Annotated in this window: 18 protein-coding genes and 1 riboswitch; of the genes, 1 reads left to right on the top strand and 17 read right to left on the bottom strand. The window is 62.9% G+C overall.

Annotation, left to right across the window (positions count from 1 at the left end; translation table 11 throughout):
• Positions 1-18: 18 nt before the first annotated feature.
• From trpA to hisI, 7 genes are all read right to left on the bottom strand, one after another.
• Positions 19-831, bottom strand: a complete 813-nt coding sequence (gene trpA / locus AC6I99_RS09460; RefSeq protein ID WP_497960851.1) for a tryptophan synthase subunit alpha — start codon at positions 829-831, stop codon at positions 19-21.
• Positions 831-2,207 carry a tryptophan synthase subunit beta gene (trpB, locus tag AC6I99_RS09455; RefSeq protein WP_497960850.1) on the bottom strand — a complete coding sequence of 459 codons (1,377 nt, stop codon included), beginning with the start codon at positions 2,205-2,207 and terminating at the stop codon, positions 831-833. The genes trpA and trpB overlap by 1 nt, the downstream gene beginning before the upstream one ends.
• 113 nt (positions 2,208-2,320) lie before the next feature.
• Entirely contained in the window at positions 2,321-3,139 is an 819-nt protein-coding gene (gene trpC / locus AC6I99_RS09450) for an indole-3-glycerol phosphate synthase TrpC (protein WP_497945336.1), read from the bottom strand.
• A gap of 2 nt (positions 3,140-3,141) precedes the next feature.
• Entirely contained in the window at positions 3,142-3,414 is a 273-nt protein-coding gene (locus AC6I99_RS09445; RefSeq protein ID WP_216923214.1) for an HGxxPAAW family protein, read from the bottom strand.
• Positions 3,415-3,545: 131 nt separating this feature from the next.
• Positions 3,546-4,148 (bottom strand): Trp biosynthesis-associated membrane protein, encoded by a 603-nt coding sequence (locus AC6I99_RS09440; RefSeq protein WP_497960848.1) that lies wholly within the window; start codon positions 4,146-4,148, stop codon positions 3,546-3,548.
• A complete protein-coding gene (locus AC6I99_RS09435) occupies positions 4,145-5,728 on the bottom strand; it encodes an anthranilate synthase component I (protein ID WP_497960847.1) in 1,584 nt (527 codons plus the stop codon). The genes AC6I99_RS09440 and AC6I99_RS09435 overlap by 4 nt, the downstream gene beginning before the upstream one ends.
• A gap of 57 nt (positions 5,729-5,785) precedes the next feature.
• Positions 5,786-6,202, bottom strand: coding sequence for a phosphoribosyl-AMP cyclohydrolase (gene hisI, locus AC6I99_RS09430; protein ID WP_224089670.1), 417 nt, complete (start codon positions 6,200-6,202; stop codon positions 5,786-5,788).
• Between the two features lie 89 nt (positions 6,203-6,291).
• Here hisI and AC6I99_RS09425 point away from each other — a divergent pair, with 89 nt between their 5' ends.
• Positions 6,292-6,936: a TIGR03085 family metal-binding protein gene (locus tag AC6I99_RS09425; protein ID WP_224090954.1), complete on the top strand. Its 645-nt coding sequence runs from the start codon at positions 6,292-6,294 to the stop codon at positions 6,934-6,936.
• Between the two features lie 83 nt (positions 6,937-7,019).
• Here AC6I99_RS09425 and hisF read toward each other — a convergent pair whose 3' ends face one another.
• From hisF to rpe, 10 genes are all read right to left on the bottom strand, one after another.
• Complete coding sequence (gene hisF, locus AC6I99_RS09420; RefSeq protein WP_497960845.1) at positions 7,020-7,796, bottom strand: imidazole glycerol phosphate synthase subunit HisF; 777 nt, start codon at positions 7,794-7,796, stop codon at positions 7,020-7,022.
• Positions 7,797-7,840: 44 nt separating this feature from the next.
• Positions 7,841-8,701 (bottom strand): ATP phosphoribosyltransferase, encoded by an 861-nt coding sequence (gene hisG / locus AC6I99_RS09415; RefSeq protein WP_224089667.1) that lies wholly within the window; start codon positions 8,699-8,701, stop codon positions 7,841-7,843.
• An 84-nt stretch (positions 8,702-8,785) separates the two neighbouring features.
• Positions 8,786-9,049 (bottom strand): phosphoribosyl-ATP diphosphatase, encoded by a 264-nt coding sequence (locus tag AC6I99_RS09410; RefSeq protein ID WP_497960843.1) that lies wholly within the window; start codon positions 9,047-9,049, stop codon positions 8,786-8,788.
• A 111-nt stretch (positions 9,050-9,160) separates the two neighbouring features.
• Positions 9,161-9,646, bottom strand: coding sequence for a 6,7-dimethyl-8-ribityllumazine synthase (gene ribH, locus AC6I99_RS09405; protein ID WP_223948696.1), 486 nt, complete (start codon positions 9,644-9,646; stop codon positions 9,161-9,163).
• Between the two features lie 18 nt (positions 9,647-9,664).
• A complete protein-coding gene (gene ribA, locus AC6I99_RS09400) occupies positions 9,665-10,369 on the bottom strand; it encodes a GTP cyclohydrolase II (RefSeq protein ID WP_224167125.1) in 705 nt (234 codons plus the stop codon).
• Positions 10,366-11,061, bottom strand: coding sequence for a 3,4-dihydroxy-2-butanone-4-phosphate synthase (gene ribB, locus AC6I99_RS09395; RefSeq protein WP_497960841.1), 696 nt, complete (start codon positions 11,059-11,061; stop codon positions 10,366-10,368). The genes ribA and ribB overlap by 4 nt, the downstream gene beginning before the upstream one ends.
• Positions 11,058-11,756 carry a riboflavin synthase gene (locus tag AC6I99_RS09390; protein ID WP_224089665.1) on the bottom strand — a complete coding sequence of 233 codons (699 nt, stop codon included), beginning with the start codon at positions 11,754-11,756 and terminating at the stop codon, positions 11,058-11,060. Before AC6I99_RS09390 ends, ribB begins: the two co-directional genes overlap by 4 nt.
• Positions 11,756-12,847, bottom strand: a complete 1,092-nt coding sequence (gene ribD / locus AC6I99_RS09385) for a bifunctional diaminohydroxyphosphoribosylaminopyrimidine deaminase/5-amino-6-(5-phosphoribosylamino)uracil reductase RibD (RefSeq protein WP_224090953.1) — start codon at positions 12,845-12,847, stop codon at positions 11,756-11,758. Before ribD ends, AC6I99_RS09390 begins: the two co-directional genes overlap by 1 nt.
• 41 nt (positions 12,848-12,888) lie before the next feature.
• The gene (gene pnuC, locus AC6I99_RS09380; protein ID WP_224167122.1) at positions 12,889-13,581 is read right to left on the bottom strand and encodes a nicotinamide riboside transporter PnuC; all 693 of its coding nucleotides are present in this window, start codon (positions 13,579-13,581) and stop codon (positions 12,889-12,891) included.
• 87 nt (positions 13,582-13,668) lie between these two features.
• A riboswitch (FMN riboswitch) is annotated at positions 13,669-13,823 on the bottom strand.
• A gap of 77 nt (positions 13,824-13,900) precedes the next feature.
• Positions 13,901-14,587: a ribulose-phosphate 3-epimerase gene (rpe, locus tag AC6I99_RS09375; protein WP_224089664.1), complete on the bottom strand. Its 687-nt coding sequence runs from the start codon at positions 14,585-14,587 to the stop codon at positions 13,901-13,903.
• Between the last annotated feature and the right edge of the window lie 114 nt (positions 14,588-14,701).

The raw sequence follows: 14,701 nt of genomic DNA, 5'->3' as shown, positions 1-14,701 counted from the left end.
TTCGCTGTTTCCTTTTTCCTAGGCGTCTGCAGCTGCGCGGCCCAAGCCGGCGCTGAGGTTCTTCGTGAGTTGGCCGACGGCGTCAACGCCGCCGTCGCGGAGGGCCGCCACGAGAGCGGTGCCGACGATCACGCCGTCCGCGTACTCAGCTATCTCGCGGACATGGTCCGGGTTGGAAACACCGAGGCCAACGCAAACCCGTTCTGCACCTGCAGCGTGGGCACGCGCCACGACGTCTTCGGCTGTGCTGCTGACAGACTGGCGCGTACCGGTCACGCCCATAATGGAGACGGCATACACGAAGCCGCGGCTGGCCTTGACAGTCATGTCCAAGCGTTCAGGCGTGGATGACGGGGCCACCAGGAAGACCCTGTCCAGTCCGTACTTGTCCGAAGCCTCGAACCACTCACTGGCCTCATCCGGAATAAGGTCCGGAGTAATAAGGCCGGCTCCACCGGATTCAGCCAGGCGGCGGGAGAATTCATCCACGCCCATGCGCATGACCGGGTTCCAGTAGGTCATGACCAACACGGCGACGTCAGTTGCGGCTGTGATCCCTGCAACGACGTCGAAGACATTGGCGACGCGGAAACCGTTGTTGATCGCTTCCGTGGTAGCAGCCTGGATTACAGGCCCATCCATCACGGGATCGGAGTAGGGAATGCCGATCTCAATGAGGTCCGCACCGTTCCGTGCCAGGGCAATGCCTGCATCGATGCTGTCCTGGACCGTGGGGTAGCCTGCCGGAAGGTATCCGACAAGGGCAGCCCGGCCCTCGGCCTTGGCGCGGTCGATGGCGGCAGCGGATTTGCTGGCGAATTGTTCAGTCATCAGTTCTGGTCCTCGTTTACGTCCACGGCTGCTTCGGAGGTGCGCTCTGCAGGACCCTTGGGCTTGCGGGTAGAAAGCGTGGTGCCCTTGACGTGGCCTTCTTCGTCCAGCATGTTGAACCACGCGGCTGCTGTTTCGACGTCCTTATCCCCGCGTCCGGACAGGTTCACGATCACGGAGATCTCGGACGGGTCCTCTTTACCCTCGGTGAGGCGCTCGCCCACTTTAATGGCACCGGCAAGCGCGTGCGCAGACTCGATAGCCGGGATGATGCCCTCCGTCCGGCACAGGAGGCTGAAGGCATCCATGGCTTCGGTGTCCGTGATGGGCTCGTACGTCACGCGTCCGATGTCCGCCAGGTACGAGTGCTCGGGTCCCACGCTGGGGTAGTCAAGTCCGGCAGAGATCGAGTGGGATTCGATGGTCTGGCCGTCTTCGTCCTGCATCAGGTACGAACGTGCACCATGGAGCACACCGGGACGTCCCAGGGAGATTGCTGCGGCGTGACGCCCCGTCTCAACGCCATCGCCACCGGCTTCAAAGCCGTAGATCTTCACGGAAGCGTCGTCAAGGAAGCTGTGGAACAGGCCGATGGCGTTGGAGCCACCACCAATGCAGGCACAGACGGCGTCGGGCAGCTTGCCGGTCTGATCCAGGATCTGGGCGCGGGCTTCCTCGCCAATCACTTCGTGGAAGAAGCGGACCATGGCAGGGAACGGGTGGGCTCCGGCAGCGGTACCCAGCAGGTAGTGGGTGGTCTCCACGTTGGAAACCCAATCCCGCAGGGCGTCGTTGATGGCGTCCTTGAGGGTCTGCGAACCGTTGGTCACGGGAACCACAGTGGCGCCGAGCAGTTGCATGCGGGCAACGTTCAAAGCCTGGCGGCGGCAGTCCTCGGCACCCATGTAGACAACGCACTCCAGGCCAAGGAGGGCGGCTGCCGTGGCGCTGGCAACGCCGTGCTGGCCTGCGCCGGTTTCAGCAATGACCCGGGTCTTGCCCATGCGCTTGGCCAGGAGGGCTTGCCCCAGGACGTTGTTGATCTTGTGGGAACCGGTGTGGTTGAGGTCTTCACGCTTGAGGAAAATCCTGGCTCCACCGGCGTGCCGGGAGAAGCGCTTGGCCTCTGTCAGCAGCGAGGGACGCCCGGAGTAGTTCTTGTTGAGGTCCTTCAACTCCGCGAGGAAATCGGGATCGGCTTTCGCTTTCTCGAACGTGTCCTGGACTTCGTCGAGTGCGGCGATAAGTGACTCGGGCATCCAACGGCCACCGTAGTTGCCGAAGTACGGCCCGCTTGCGTTGCGCAGCGAATGGCCACCTTGCAGGAATGCGTCGGCCGCATTCTCTTCCGAGCTGGCTGTTGGCGCGTCCACCATCAGTCTCACCGTCCTGTTCCAGTTAGTTCTTCGGGTAGTTCCACGTGCCACAAGGCAGCCGCAGGCACAAGCCCGGGCTGCCTCATGGCTGTCGCCTTGCTTCAGGTACTGCCTCAGTTCCTGACGGCGATGGCGGCAGCTCCAGCTGCCTTGAATTCGGTGATGCGTTCGCGCGGGGTTGAGTCGCTGACCAGCGCCTCCCCCACCAAAATGGCGTTGGCGCCACTAGCGGCATAGTGTGTGACGTCCTCGGCCGTCCGTACGCCGGACTCCGCCACAATCACTGCCTCAGCCGGAATCAAACCGGCCAGTGAACCGAAAACTGAGCGGTCGACGCCGAGCGTCTTCAGGTTGCGGACGTTGATACCGATGATTTTGGCCTGCGCAGCGACGGCACGCTCAATTTCCTCTTCGGTATGCGTTTCCACCAGCACGTTCATGCCAAGCTCATGGCTGAGGGCGCTGAAGTCAGCCAGCTCCGAATCAGACAAGGCCGCAACGATCAGCAGAATGAGGTCCGCACCATGGGCGCGGGCTTCCCAGATCTGGTACTCGTCCACCGTGAAGTCCTTGCGCAGCAAGGGAATATCGACGGCGGCACGTACGGCATCGAGATCCGCCAGCGATCCACCAAAACGTCGCTTTTCGGTAAGGACGCTGATGACCGAAGCTCCGCCATCTTCGTACTGCACCGCAAGCGAGGCGGGGTCATCAATGGGTGCAAGGTCGCCTTTGGACGGGCTTCGACGCTTGATTTCAGCGATGACCTTGAGATCGTCACGATTCGAGGAGGGACCACCCAGCGCAGCCCAGGCGTCACGCGCGGGTGCCGCGGCTGCAACGCGGTCCTTCAGCTCAACGAGGGACACAAGCCGGCGGCGGGCCTCCATGTCCTCCTTGACGCCGACGATGATGTCGTCAAGAACGGTCACGATTAGTGGCCGTTGTTCTGCAGCTTGCTGCCACCCACTCCGTAGCCGGCCTTGCGCATGGCCCAACCTACGATGAGGCCGGCCACCATGACCACAACACCACCGATGAAGATCGGGGTGCTGGCGATGACGAAAGCAATGGAGGAAATCAGGGCGCCGACCAGCATCACAATCACGCAGGTCCAGGCAGCCGGGCTGTTACCGTGGCCGATGGCATCAGCGTGGCTGGCCATGGTGGAGGTAGCTTGGTTTGCGGACACTGTGGTTTTGCTCATGTGGAATCTCCTCAGGATGAATACTGCTTACATTCTGCCATTTATTGACGGCGGCCGGGACATCGTCCGACGTCAGGACCAGCGCCGGCGCTTATGTTGCGCCAGACCGGCCCGAAAGATTGCTGGACCGCCTACGTTGGGTCTTCGCCGCGGGAAAGACTGTCCCAGCTGTCGATCTCGTCCACGGGTCCGCTACCGCGTTCCTTGACGGCAGCGGCGTCGTACTTGGTCCGGGTTTTCCAATGCCGTCCTGCCAGCGGCAAGACCACTGCACAGACGGCAAGCAGGGCACCGGCCACGATAGCCAGGACGGGGAAGACCGTTGTGGCCACGCTCGCCTGACCTCCCGAAATGCCCGTTGCCGCAGCGATGGAACCCTGGGCAGCGCCGAGAGGATCGGACAGGACCGTAGCGGCTGCCAGGATTATCCCGGCAGCGGACAGGGCAAGGAGGGCCGCGATGATCCAGCGGGCGACCCGCCCTGCGATGGAAGCCGCCAACCCACCGGCAAGCGCTACCAGGGCCAGGGCGGTAACGGCCGTGGCTGCCTTGCTGCCCTGGACGTGAAGGTCGCTGTTGGAGGCAGCCGTGGGATCAAGCCGGACCTCGATCCAGGTCTGCGTGGTGGTTCCAAAGACAGCCAGTGCCAGGAGTGCCGTTGCAAGAACAAGCGTTGACTTCCGTGCCCAACGCGGCGGTGTGGTCGCCGCGGGTCCCGGTGCTTCAGCGGTCATGAGGCGGGCGTCCCGCCGTCGACGATTCCTGCGTCCCGCACTGTCTCGGCGGAAATGTTCTGCAAAGAACCGGCCGTGTGCACGGCCCGAAGCGGCGCAGCGGCCTTGTTCACGGTTTCAAGGGCTTCCGATGGCTTGTGGGAATCGGCAACGATCCCGCCGCCGGCCTGCACGTAGGCACGGCCTTCCCGCAGCAACGCAGAACGGATGGCAATCGCCATGTCCATGTCACCGGCGAAGTCCAGGTAGCCCACCACGCCACCGTAGATACCACGGCGGTGCGGTTCAAGTTCGTCCAGGAGGCGCAACGCCCGCGGCTTCGGGGCTCCGGACAGCGTGCCCGCGGGGAAAGTTGCCTTGAGGACGTCGTAGGCCTTGGCTTGGGGAGCCAACTCTCCCACCACGGTGGACACCAGGTGCATGATGTGGCTGAACCGCTCCACCTCCATGAACTGGGTGACGTCAACCGTGCCGGCCACGCACACCTTGGAGAGGTCGTTGCGTGAAAGGTCAACCAGCATAAGGTGCTCGGCGCGCTCCTTCTGGTCGGCCAGCAGTTCCGTGGCCAGGGCTTTGTCAGCTTCAACAGTCTTGCCACGCGGACGCGATCCGGCGATGGGGTGCGTAATGACTTCGCCGCCGGTTACCGTCACCAATGCCTCCGGTGAGGAACCTACGATCGAGTACTCGCGGCCGTCAGCATCCTCAAGGCTGAAGATGTACATGTAGGGGCTCGGGTTGGTGTTGCGCAGTACGCGGTAAACGTCCAGGGGGTCGGCCTTGCACTCCATTTCGAAGCGACGCGAAATGACGACCTGGAAGACCTCGCCATCGACGATCGCCTCCTTGCCGCGATCGATGGCTTCCAGGTACTTGGCCTCGTCCCAGCGTTCCTGCACGCTCGACGCAAAATCCAGTGCGGCCGGCTCCAGCACCGAAACCGGCTGGGCGACAGGCGTGCTGACCTGGTCCAGCAGCGCTTTAACCCGCGCCACGGCGTCGTGCCAGGCGTCGTCCACACGCTCGGAACTGTTGTCGAAGTTGATCGCGTTGGCGATCAGCAGGACAGTGCCATCCACGTTGTCGTGCACTGCCATGTCGGTGACCAGGTTCAGGGCCATCTCAGGCAGCTGCAGGTCGTCCTCCGGCGGTGCCGTCAGCTTCTCCCAATGGCGCACGGCTTCCCAGCCCAGGAACCCAACGAGCCCTGACGTAAAGGGCGGCAGCCCTTCAAAACGATCAGTTTGCAGGGCGGCGATGGTGTCACGGACTGCCTCCACCGGGTTGCCTGCCACGGGCACGCCGACCGGTGGCTCACCGATCCAGTGTGCCTGGCCATCCTTGGTGGTCAGGGTGGCGCGGGACTTGGCACCAATGAAGGAATAGCGGGACCAGGCCCCGCCAACGGCTGCCGACTCCAGGAGGAAAGTACCGGGCTGGCCCTTGGCGAGCTTACGGTACAGGCCGATGGGGGTCTCGGCGTCGGCCAGGACTTTGAGTCGGACAGGGATGACACGGCTGTGGACGGCGAGTTCGCGGAACTCTTCCAGGCCCGGGCTGATGATTCCAAGGTCCTGCATGGCTATTGTTCTCCGCCTTTGGTCTTAGGTGGTGCGTCAGGGAAACTAGGGGATGCCTTAATCGCGGTGGCCCGTTACAACCGAAAAGTCGCGCCCGTCGAAGCAGGTCCGGGTACCGGTGTGGCAGGCTGCGCCGATCTGGTCAACGCGGACCAGGAGGGCATCGCCGTCGCAGTCAAGGGCGACTGACTTCACGAACTGTACGTGCCCGGAAGTGTCGCCCTTGCGCCAGTATTCCTGGCGGGAGCGCGAGTAGAAGGTCACGCGTCCCGTGGTCATGGTGCGGCGAAGTGCCTCGTCATCCATCCAGCCCAGCATGAGGACCTCATGGGTATCGTGCTGCTGGATGATGGCGGCTACAAGGCCTGCGGAATCGCGCTTAAGGGCGCTGGCGATCTCCTGCGGCAGGGTGTCCGCGGGGTCGCTGGAGAGCTCCACGGCAGGAGTTGGACTGGGGGCGGACTGCTCTGACATCAGATCAAGTCTAGTGCCTTTGATGGGAGCCGTATTCTGCGGCGGTTCCACTGCGCAACCTTGCCCTGATCGTGCTAGTTTCACAAGTGATGCATTTCGTCGATCCTTCCCGAGAAGTACTGGCCGAAACCCTGCTGGCGGCCGGACCTGACTCCCCCACGCTCTGCCAAGGGTGGCTCACCCGGGATCTTGCGGCGCACCTCTACCTGCGGGAGCGCAAAGCGGCCGTGGGCATTGGGCTCCTGATCCCCAGCCTCGGCAAGGCTTCGGACAAAGCGACGGCCAAACTTGCCGCCAAGCTCAAGACCACCGACGACTACGCGGAACTCGTCAAGACGTTCCGTGCAGGACCGCCGGCCCTTTCCCCTCTGAAGATCAAGGCGCTGGACGAAACGTCGAATCTCATCGAATATTTCGTCCACACCGAAGACATCCGCCGCGCAAGTGACCGCTGGGCGCCCAGGGCCCTCGACGAAGCGTACTCGGATGCCTTGTGGGATGAACTGATCAAGCGGGCGGCTTTCCTTTACCGCGGCGTGGACCTCGGCATCGTTCTGGTGCGGCCCTCGGGCCCCCGGCACGTTGCCAAACGCGCACCGGTGTCGGTTGCGATTGTTGGCGAACCCGGGGAACTGCTGATGCATGCCCACGGCCGCACTAGCCAGGCCCTCGTCACCTTCGAAGGCCAGCCGGACGCCGTCGCGCTTCTACAAACCGCAGACATCGGCCTTTAAGACAAGCAACGCGGGGTCACTTAGGGCCCATCATCCTTGCGGAGATGGGCCGGAAGTGACCCCGCGTTGCTTTGGCGATGGAGCTACCTGACTTCGAAGCCAGCCTCGCGAATTGCTGCTTTGACTTGGGCGATCACGTCATCCGGACCGAAGTGGAACACCGAAGCTGCCAGCACCGCATCGGCTCCGGCTTGCACGGCTGGAGGGAAATGCGCGGGCTTCCCGGCACCACCGGAGGCGATGATCGGTATGTTGACTGCCCCACGGACAAGACGGATCAGTTCAAGGTCGAATCCGTCCTTGGTGCCGTCAGCGTCGATCGAGTTCAGCAGGATTTCTCCCACGCCCCGGTCCGCGGCTTCCTTGGCCCAGGCGATGGCGTCGATTCCCGTTCCGGTCCTGCCACCGTGGGTGGTGACTTCAAAACCGGACGACGTCGGGGCGTCGCCTTCGCGGGTCCGGCGCGCATCCACGGAGAGCACCAGGACCTGGGAGCCGAAGTGGCGCGTGATTTCATCGATGACCTCAGGCCGGGCCACAGCCGCGGTGTTGATCGATGCCTTGTCAGCGCCGAAGCGCAGGAGCTTATCGACTTCGGCCACGCCACGGACGCCGCCACCCACGGTCAGCGGAATGAAGACTTCCTCGGCCGTGCGGCGAACGACATCGAACGTGGTTTCGCGGTTGCCCGATGATGCGGTGACATCCAGGAACGTCAGTTCATCCGCACCGCCATTGTCATAACGGTGCGCCAGTTCCACCGGATCTCCGGCGTCCCGCAAGCCCTCGAAGTTGACGCCTTTGACCACGCGGCCGGCATCGACGTCCAGGCAGGGAATGACGCGTACGGCTACAGCCATGTGCTTACTCCTAGAATTCTGCTCTGCTCGATGGTGATGCTGGATCAGATACGGCAGGCGTGGATGCTGCTGACCAGGATGGCGCGGGCGCCCAGATCGTACAGCTCGTCCATGATGCGGTTGGTTTCCTTCTTGGGGACCATCGAACGCACGGCCACCCATTCCGAATCCCGCAACGGGGAAACGGTGGGTGATTCAAGGCCAGGGGTGAGTGCGGCAGCATCCTCCACCAGATCCTTGCGGATGTCGTAGTCCATCAACACGTACTGCCGCGCCACAAGGACGCCCTGCAGACGGCGGATGAGGACGTCGATTTCCTTGGCGGTGCCATTCGCGGCACCACCGGGACCTGTGCGCCTGATCAGCACGGCCTCGGACTTAAGAATGGGATCACCGAAGATTTCCATTCCGGCTGCCTTGAGGGTGTTGCCCGTCTCGACCACGTCGGCAATGGCGTCCGCGACGCCGAGCCGCACCGATGATTCGACGGCCCCGTCCAGTCGGACCACCTTGGCGTTCACGCCGCGATCCGCCAGATAGTCGCGCAGGAGCCCGTCGTAACTGGTAGCGAGGCGCTTGCCTTCGAGCTGCTCGACGCCGGTGAAGTCACCTACGGGGCCGGCGAAACGGAAAGTAGAAGGGGCAAAGCCCAAGGGAAGGAGTTCTTCGGCTTCCACCTTCGCGTCCAGCAGGAGGTCGCGTCCGGTGATTCCGACGTCCAGGGTTCCCTGGCCCACATACACCGCAATGTCGCGGGGGCGCAGGAAGAAGAACTCAATGTCATTGTCGGGATCAACCATGACCAATTCGCGGGTGTCGCGGCGCTGGCGGTAGCCGGCCTCGGACAACATTGCAGAGGCGGCTTCTGACAGGGATCCCTTGTTGGGGACTGCTACACGGAGCATGGGGAGACTTTCTGTTTGGAATGGAGGTTTTCAGGCACTTCGGCCACGCAGCTGGCTCCGCCTATTGAAGACGGAGTGGCGTGGCTAGAGATGCTTGTAAACGTCTCCCAGGCTGAGGCCCTTGGCGAGCATGAGGACCTGCAGGTGGTACAGCAACTGGGAGATTTCCTCGGCAGCAGCTTCATCGGATTCGTACTCGGCGGCCATCCACACTTCGGCGGCCTCTTCGACCACTTTCTTACCGATGCCGTGGATTCCGGAGTCCAGTTCGGCAACCGTGCGCGAGCCTGCCGGGCGGGTCGCTGCTTTCTCACTCAGTTCTGCGAACAGCGTCTCGAAATTCTTCACGCCCTACAGACTACTTGCTTAGGGGCTGGCACCGCTTGTTGGGGCGTTGCATGACGAAGGGGATGTGAGTGAAGACACACCCACATCCCCTTCAACGCCTGCTGACCAGTGTCAGCTGTACTGCTTCAGCGTCACCGCCGTGGCAAGGGCCGCGGTCACTGCCTCGTGTCCCTTGTCTTCATTGGAGCCCGGGAGGCCCGCCCGGTCCAAGCCCTGCTGTTCCGTATCGCAGGTCAGGACGCCGAACCCGACCGGAACGCCGGTGCGGACGCTGACATCGGTGAGTCCCGACGTCGCGGCCTGGCAAACGTACTCGAAGTGCGGCGTACCGCCGCGGATAACAACACCGAGGGCCACGACGGCGTCGAAGTGCGGTGCGAGCCGGGCCGCGGCAACCGGGAGTTCGAAGCTGCCGGGGACGCGCAGCAGGGTGGGCTCGGCGATGCCGGCTTCCTTCGCCGCGCGGAGGGCACCATCAACCAGTCCATCCATGATCTGGGTATGCCAGCTGGCTGCCACAATGGCGAGCTTGAGCTGCGAGGTTTCCTCGGGCTTGAGGGTGGTGAGGTCGATAGTGGGGGCGCCGTGTCCGCTCATTGTTTGATGGAATTCCGTTCAGTCTTGTTCGTTGTCAAAGGGGCTTCGGGACGGGGTCTTTCCGTTGCCGACGGGCTCGGTTTCGAGCGTCAGACGGTGATCCATCCGGTCTTTCTTGGTCTGCAAATAGCGAACGTTCTGTTCACGCGAAGGGACCTCGGTGGGAACCATTTCCACCACCGAGACGCCAGCCTGGGCCAGGCGGTTTTGCTTGTCCGGATTGTTGCTGAGCAAGCGGACTTCATGCAGGCCCATCTCGGCCAGGATCTGACCCGCGGCACTGTAAGAGCGCGCGTCTACGGGCAATCCCAGCTGTTCGTTGGCTTCGACGGTATCGAAACCGGCTTCCTGCAGAGCGTAGGCCTTGATCTTGTTGGCCAGGCCAATGCCTCGCCCTTCCTGGCCCCGCAAGTACAGCAGCGTCCCACCTTCAGCGTGGATGAGCTCCAGGGCAAACGCCAATTGCTCGCCGCAATCGCAACGATAAGATCCGAAGACGTCACCGGTGAGGCATTCGGAATGCAGGCGCACCAGTGGCGCCTGGCCATCCTTGGGCGCGTTGGGGGAACTCACGGCAAGGTGTTCCACACCCGTAACGTGGTCCGTCCAGGCCTGGGCTACAAAGTCACCAAAGGCGGTGGGCAGCTGGACAATCGGGCCGCCGCTCACCGGGTGGGGCGTGGGCTCGGTGTCGTCGCTGCTGCGCGTTGTCGGTGCGGTCATCGCTTCTCCTCGTCTGCCACTGAAACGTGTGCCGTCTGGGACTCTACCGCGTCAACGTATGCCACCAGATCCTCAATTGAGATGAGGGGGCATCCGTGTTCGGCGGCGAAATCGCGCAAGCTGTCAAGGCGCATCATTTCACCATCGTCATGTACCAACTCAGCGATCACGCCCACCGGAGCAAGCCCGGCAAGCCGACACAGGTCCACGGCTGCTTCCGTGTGTCCCGGACGTTCACGCACTCCCCCCTTAACCGCCCGCAGCGGGAAAATATGCCCGGGGCGTGTAATCGCCGCCGGAGTGCTCTGCGGGTCGGCGAGGATCCGGGCCGTCAATGCGCGGTCCGTGGCCGAAATACCAGTGCTCACTCCGATCGCCGCATCGCAGGAAACGGTGTAGGCGGTGCCTTTGGCGTCCTCATTGACTGCCACCATGGGCGGAAGCGCCAGGGCGTCCGCCCGTTCCTCTTCAAGCGGAACGCAAATGACGCCCGATGAATACCGGATGGTCCACCCCATGAGGGCGGGCGTGGCATGTTCGGCAGCGAAAATGATGTCGCCTTCGTTCTCGCGGTCTTCGTTGTCCACCACGATGACTGCCTGGCCGGCAGCCATCGCCGCGATTGCAGATTCCACGGGATCCAGGCCTGTACGACCCGACGCCGTCGAGACCGTCTTGGTCGGCGTGCTCATCGCGCAACCTCCTGGTTTTCGGCAGACTCGCTGGCTGTTTCCGCGCTGGCCGTCTCTGCGTTGGCGCGGTGCGCCGGGGAGCCCTGTGGAGCAAAGGACAGGAGCCGCTCCGTGTATTTAGCGAGTACATCCACTTCCAGGTTTACCCGTGCGCCAACCGGCTTGGCCCCCAGGCCTGTCTCCTCCAAGGTCGTAGGAATGAGCCCTACCTCGAACCACGGAGCCGCTTCAGCAGCCGCGCTCACTGCCGTTACAGTCAGTGAAACACCGTCGACGGCGATCGAACCTTTCTCGGCAATGTACCGTGCCAGCGGCCCGGGGACGCCAAACCGCAAACGATCCCAGTTGCCCAGCGGCTCCCGTTCCAGCAGCTCACCCACGCCGTCAACATGTCCTTGGACCACATGGCCGTCCAGACGCCCGCCAGCAGGGACGCAGCGCTCGAGGTTCACGGTGTCGCCCGCGGCCAACTCGCCGATGGTGGTGCGGACCAGGGTCTCCCCCATGACGTCGACGCTGAAATCCTGCCCGTCAATCCGGGTTGCGGTGAGGCAGACTCCGTTGACTGCGATGGAACCTCCCAGGGCCAGGCCCTCGGTGCTGGTCGGGGCTTTCAGCCGCAACGTCGCGCTGGCATCGCCGTCGCGGTCAATACCCAGGACGGTGCCCTGTTCGGCAACGATTCCGGTAAACATCAGTGTCCTCCTGTGACGTATTCCGCAGCTTCACTGCGCGGAATGGAATTCTTGGTTGTGCTGGCCGCTGCTGTAGCGACCGCTGATCTCATTGACCGCAGATGCAGCCGAAGGTCGTTGCCGAGGGTCTGTACCGCCCCGCCACCGGCATCGTCCCAGGCCCAGTGTTGGGCATCGGCCAGCGTGGTGATGCCGAGGTCGTTCAGCGCAGGCGTTCCGGATCCCAAAAGGGTTGGAGCAAGATAGACGATCAGTTCGTCCACCAATCCAGCAGCAAGGAACGTACTGAGGATGCTGGAACCGCCTTCCACCATGAGGTGCCTGACACCTTGATGGAACAGTTGGCTGAGCGCTTCCGCCGGATCCCTGGTCTGCAGGTGCACGAAACGGCCATCGGTTCCGCGTACTGCAGCGTCTTCGGGAACGTCCCGCAAACCCATGACGGCGCGGAGTGGCTGGCGCTGCGCGAGGCTGCCGTCGGATGCCCGGGCCGTCAGACGTGGGTTGTCGATAAGTACCGTGCCAGTGCCCACCAGGATCGCATCGATGAGGCCCCGCAATCCGTGGTTGTCCGCGAGGGACTCAGGACTGGAGATCCATTGGCTGGTACCGTCCACAGCGGCGATACGGCTGTCCAGCGTCTGGGCGATGTGCAAGGTGACGAACGGACGTTGGGTTGCGACGGCGTCGAACCATTCCCGATTGAGGTCAAAGGCCTTGTCGGCGCCGAGGCCGGATTCGACGTCGACTCCCGCGGCTTGCAGCGTGCGGGCACCGCCCGCGGCGGGATCGTGGGGATCATCGACGGCGTAAATCACCTTGGAGATCCCTGCCTCAATGATGGCCTGTGCGCAGGGACCGGTGCGGCCCACGTGGTTGCAGGGCTCCAGGGTGACCACCATGGTGGTTCCTGCAAGATCCACGCCCTGACGGCGTGCCTCAAGAATGGCATCTGCCTCGGCGTGGGCTGTGCCGGCTCCCCGATGGTAGCCAACGGCGAGCTGTTCTCCTCCGGGGCTGAGCACAACGGCGCCCACCAACGGGTTGGCTCCACGCGGCCCGCCCAAGGCAGCTGCAAGGGCCACATCCATAGCCGCAGCCTCGGCGGTATTGAAGAGTTTGGGGTTCAGAGTCACGGAGCGACTCCTACTACAGCAGGGGCCGTGACGGTCGTGGCGCGTTCGCGCTTCTCTGCCCGCCACCACACGAAGAAACCGGTCAACGTAAAGAATCCATAGAAAAGATACATGACGGCACTGGCGTAGTACCCGGCGCTGAAGAGCAACGGGACGCCGACTATGTCAACGGCCACCCAGATGAGCCAGAACTCGGTCCATCCCCGGGCCATACCGTATGTGGCCAGCAGGGAACCTGTGAAGGTCCAGGCATCAGCCCACACGGGCGGGTAGGAGCCCAGCGCGTCGAAGAGGGGTGTCAGGGCGGCCGTTCCGGCCACCATTGCCCCAAGGAGGGCGATGCGGACTTTGTTACTGGCCCAGCCCGGGACGATTGCGCGTCCCTGGTTGCTGGCCTGCCGCCCTTGCTGCCAGCGGTACCAACCGTAGACGGCCACCGCTATGAACATAATCTGCCGTGCGGCCTGTCCCCATAGGGTTGCCGGGGTGGCTGCGCCGAAAACGTTGCCGAGGAAGACCGTCAGCAGGAGGATATTTCCCAGAATGCCTACAGGCCACGCCCAGACTTTGCGGCGCATTCCGCCGAGGGCGCTGGCGAGCCCAAAGATGTTGCCAAGCACTTCGCGTAAAACAAGCGCAGATCCTCCAACGGGAATCTGTGCTTCGAAGAGCCATCGCAGAAAGTCCATGCCGTTCCTTCCCAGTAAGCCGCGATGGCTCCGGGGGTGTACGACAGCGCACTGCGCGGCGTCCCTAAGGACGCACACAGCATGACTGTACGTGCTTCTCCCATCCAGACTTTAACTGTCGGTACCGGAATTCCACCGGTTCAACCGTTTGCCAGCGGGATTCCAATGACTTGGATCCCAAGGCGCGCGGGTCGCGGACTATAACCGCCGGTTCGGACTTACACCGACCCCGGAGCACGTATGTGTGTTGCTATTCTGCCACAACTGCGGAGATGCCTGAGCTATTCCCCGCAATCTTCGTAACATCTGATGACGGTCGTCACGGTTTCGCCGAGCCGCCCGCCATTGCTGCCTTGGACCCGGCCGCTCGGAGCCGATCGATTGCCGCGGCAGGGTCTTCATCCCCGTACACGGCTGAGCCTGCCACGAAGACGTTTGCGCCTGCTTCAGCTGCGCGAAGGATGGTTTCCTCGGTGATCCCGCCATCCACCTGAATGGCCACGCCGATTCCGGATCCGTCAATGGCTGCGCGGGCGCGGCGGATCTTGGGCAAGGTGATATCCAGGAAGGACTGGCCACCAAAGCCCGGTTCAACCGTCATGATCAGGAGCATGTCCAGTTCGCTGAGCATGTCCAAATACGGCTCAACCGGAGTGGCGGGCCGCAATGCCATACCCGCTTTTGAACCACGGGCCCGCAGTTCACGGGCAAGCTTGACAGGCGCCATGGCAGCCTCGACATGGAACGTCACCGACGCGAGGCCTGCGTCCGCATAGGCAGGTGCCCACCTGTCAGCATCTGAAATCATCAGGTGTGCGTCCAAGGGAACCGGGCTGACGGCTTGGATCCGCTGTACCACCGGCAGGCCAAGCGTCAGGTTTGGAACGAAGTGGTTGTCCATGACATCCACGTGCACGGCATCGGCGTTGCCGATCCGCTGCAGCTCCGCTTCAAGGTTGACGAAGTCGGCGGACAGGATGCTCGGGTTGATACAGCACTGAGACAAGGCAGCCCCTTTGGGTCAGTTGTTTTATCGATTTGTGTTCAAGCGAGGGTGGCGGAGCCAGGACTTTTGCGGAGCCAGGACTTTTTGCGGAGCCAGGACTTTTTGCGGAGCCAG

The organism is Arthrobacter sp. TmtSoilC77, from assembly GCF_059739415.1.
This window is presented reverse-complemented; position numbering and strand designations above follow the sequence as displayed.

Bases quoted from the DNA above. Each gene is read 5' to 3' on its own strand.
- hisI (WP_224089670.1), bottom strand. From the start codon at position 6,202: ATGTCAGAGCAGTCCGCCCCCAGTCCAACTCCTGCCGTGGAGCTCTCC.
- ribH (WP_223948696.1), bottom strand. From the start codon at position 9,646: ATGAGCGGACACGGCGCCCCCACTATCGACCTCACCACCCTCAAGCCC.
- ribB (WP_497960841.1), bottom strand. From the start codon at position 11,061: ATGAGCACGCCGACCAAGACGGTCTCGACGGCGTCGGGTCGTACAGGC.
- trpB (WP_497960850.1), bottom strand. From the start codon at position 2,207: ATGGTGGACGCGCCAACAGCCAGCTCGGAAGAGAATGCGGCCGACGCA.
- AC6I99_RS09425 (WP_224090954.1), top strand. From the start codon at position 6,292: ATGCATTTCGTCGATCCTTCCCGAGAAGTACTGGCCGAAACCCTGCTG.
- hisG (WP_224089667.1), bottom strand. From the start codon at position 8,701: ATGCTCCGTGTAGCAGTCCCCAACAAGGGATCCCTGTCAGAAGCCGCC.
- hisF (WP_497960845.1), bottom strand. From the start codon at position 7,796: ATGGCTGTAGCCGTACGCGTCATTCCCTGCCTGGACGTCGATGCCGGC.
- AC6I99_RS09390 (WP_224089665.1), bottom strand. From the start codon at position 11,756: ATGTTTACCGGAATCGTTGCCGAACAGGGCACCGTCCTGGGTATTGAC.
- trpA (WP_497960851.1), bottom strand. From the start codon at position 831: ATGACTGAACAATTCGCCAGCAAATCCGCTGCCGCCATCGACCGCGCC.
- AC6I99_RS09440 (WP_497960848.1), bottom strand. From the start codon at position 4,148: ATGACCGCTGAAGCACCGGGACCCGCGGCGACCACACCGCCGCGTTGG.
- pnuC (WP_224167122.1), bottom strand. From the start codon at position 13,581: ATGGACTTTCTGCGATGGCTCTTCGAAGCACAGATTCCCGTTGGAGGA.
- AC6I99_RS09435 (WP_497960847.1), bottom strand. From the start codon at position 5,728: ATGCAGGACCTTGGAATCATCAGCCCGGGCCTGGAAGAGTTCCGCGAA.
- ribA (WP_224167125.1), bottom strand. From the start codon at position 10,369: ATGACCGCACCGACAACGCGCAGCAGCGACGACACCGAGCCCACGCCC.
- ribD (WP_224090953.1), bottom strand. From the start codon at position 12,847: ATGGATGTGGCCCTTGCAGCTGCCTTGGGCGGGCCGCGTGGAGCCAAC.
- AC6I99_RS09445 (WP_216923214.1), bottom strand. From the start codon at position 3,414: ATGAGCAAAACCACAGTGTCCGCAAACCAAGCTACCTCCACCATGGCC.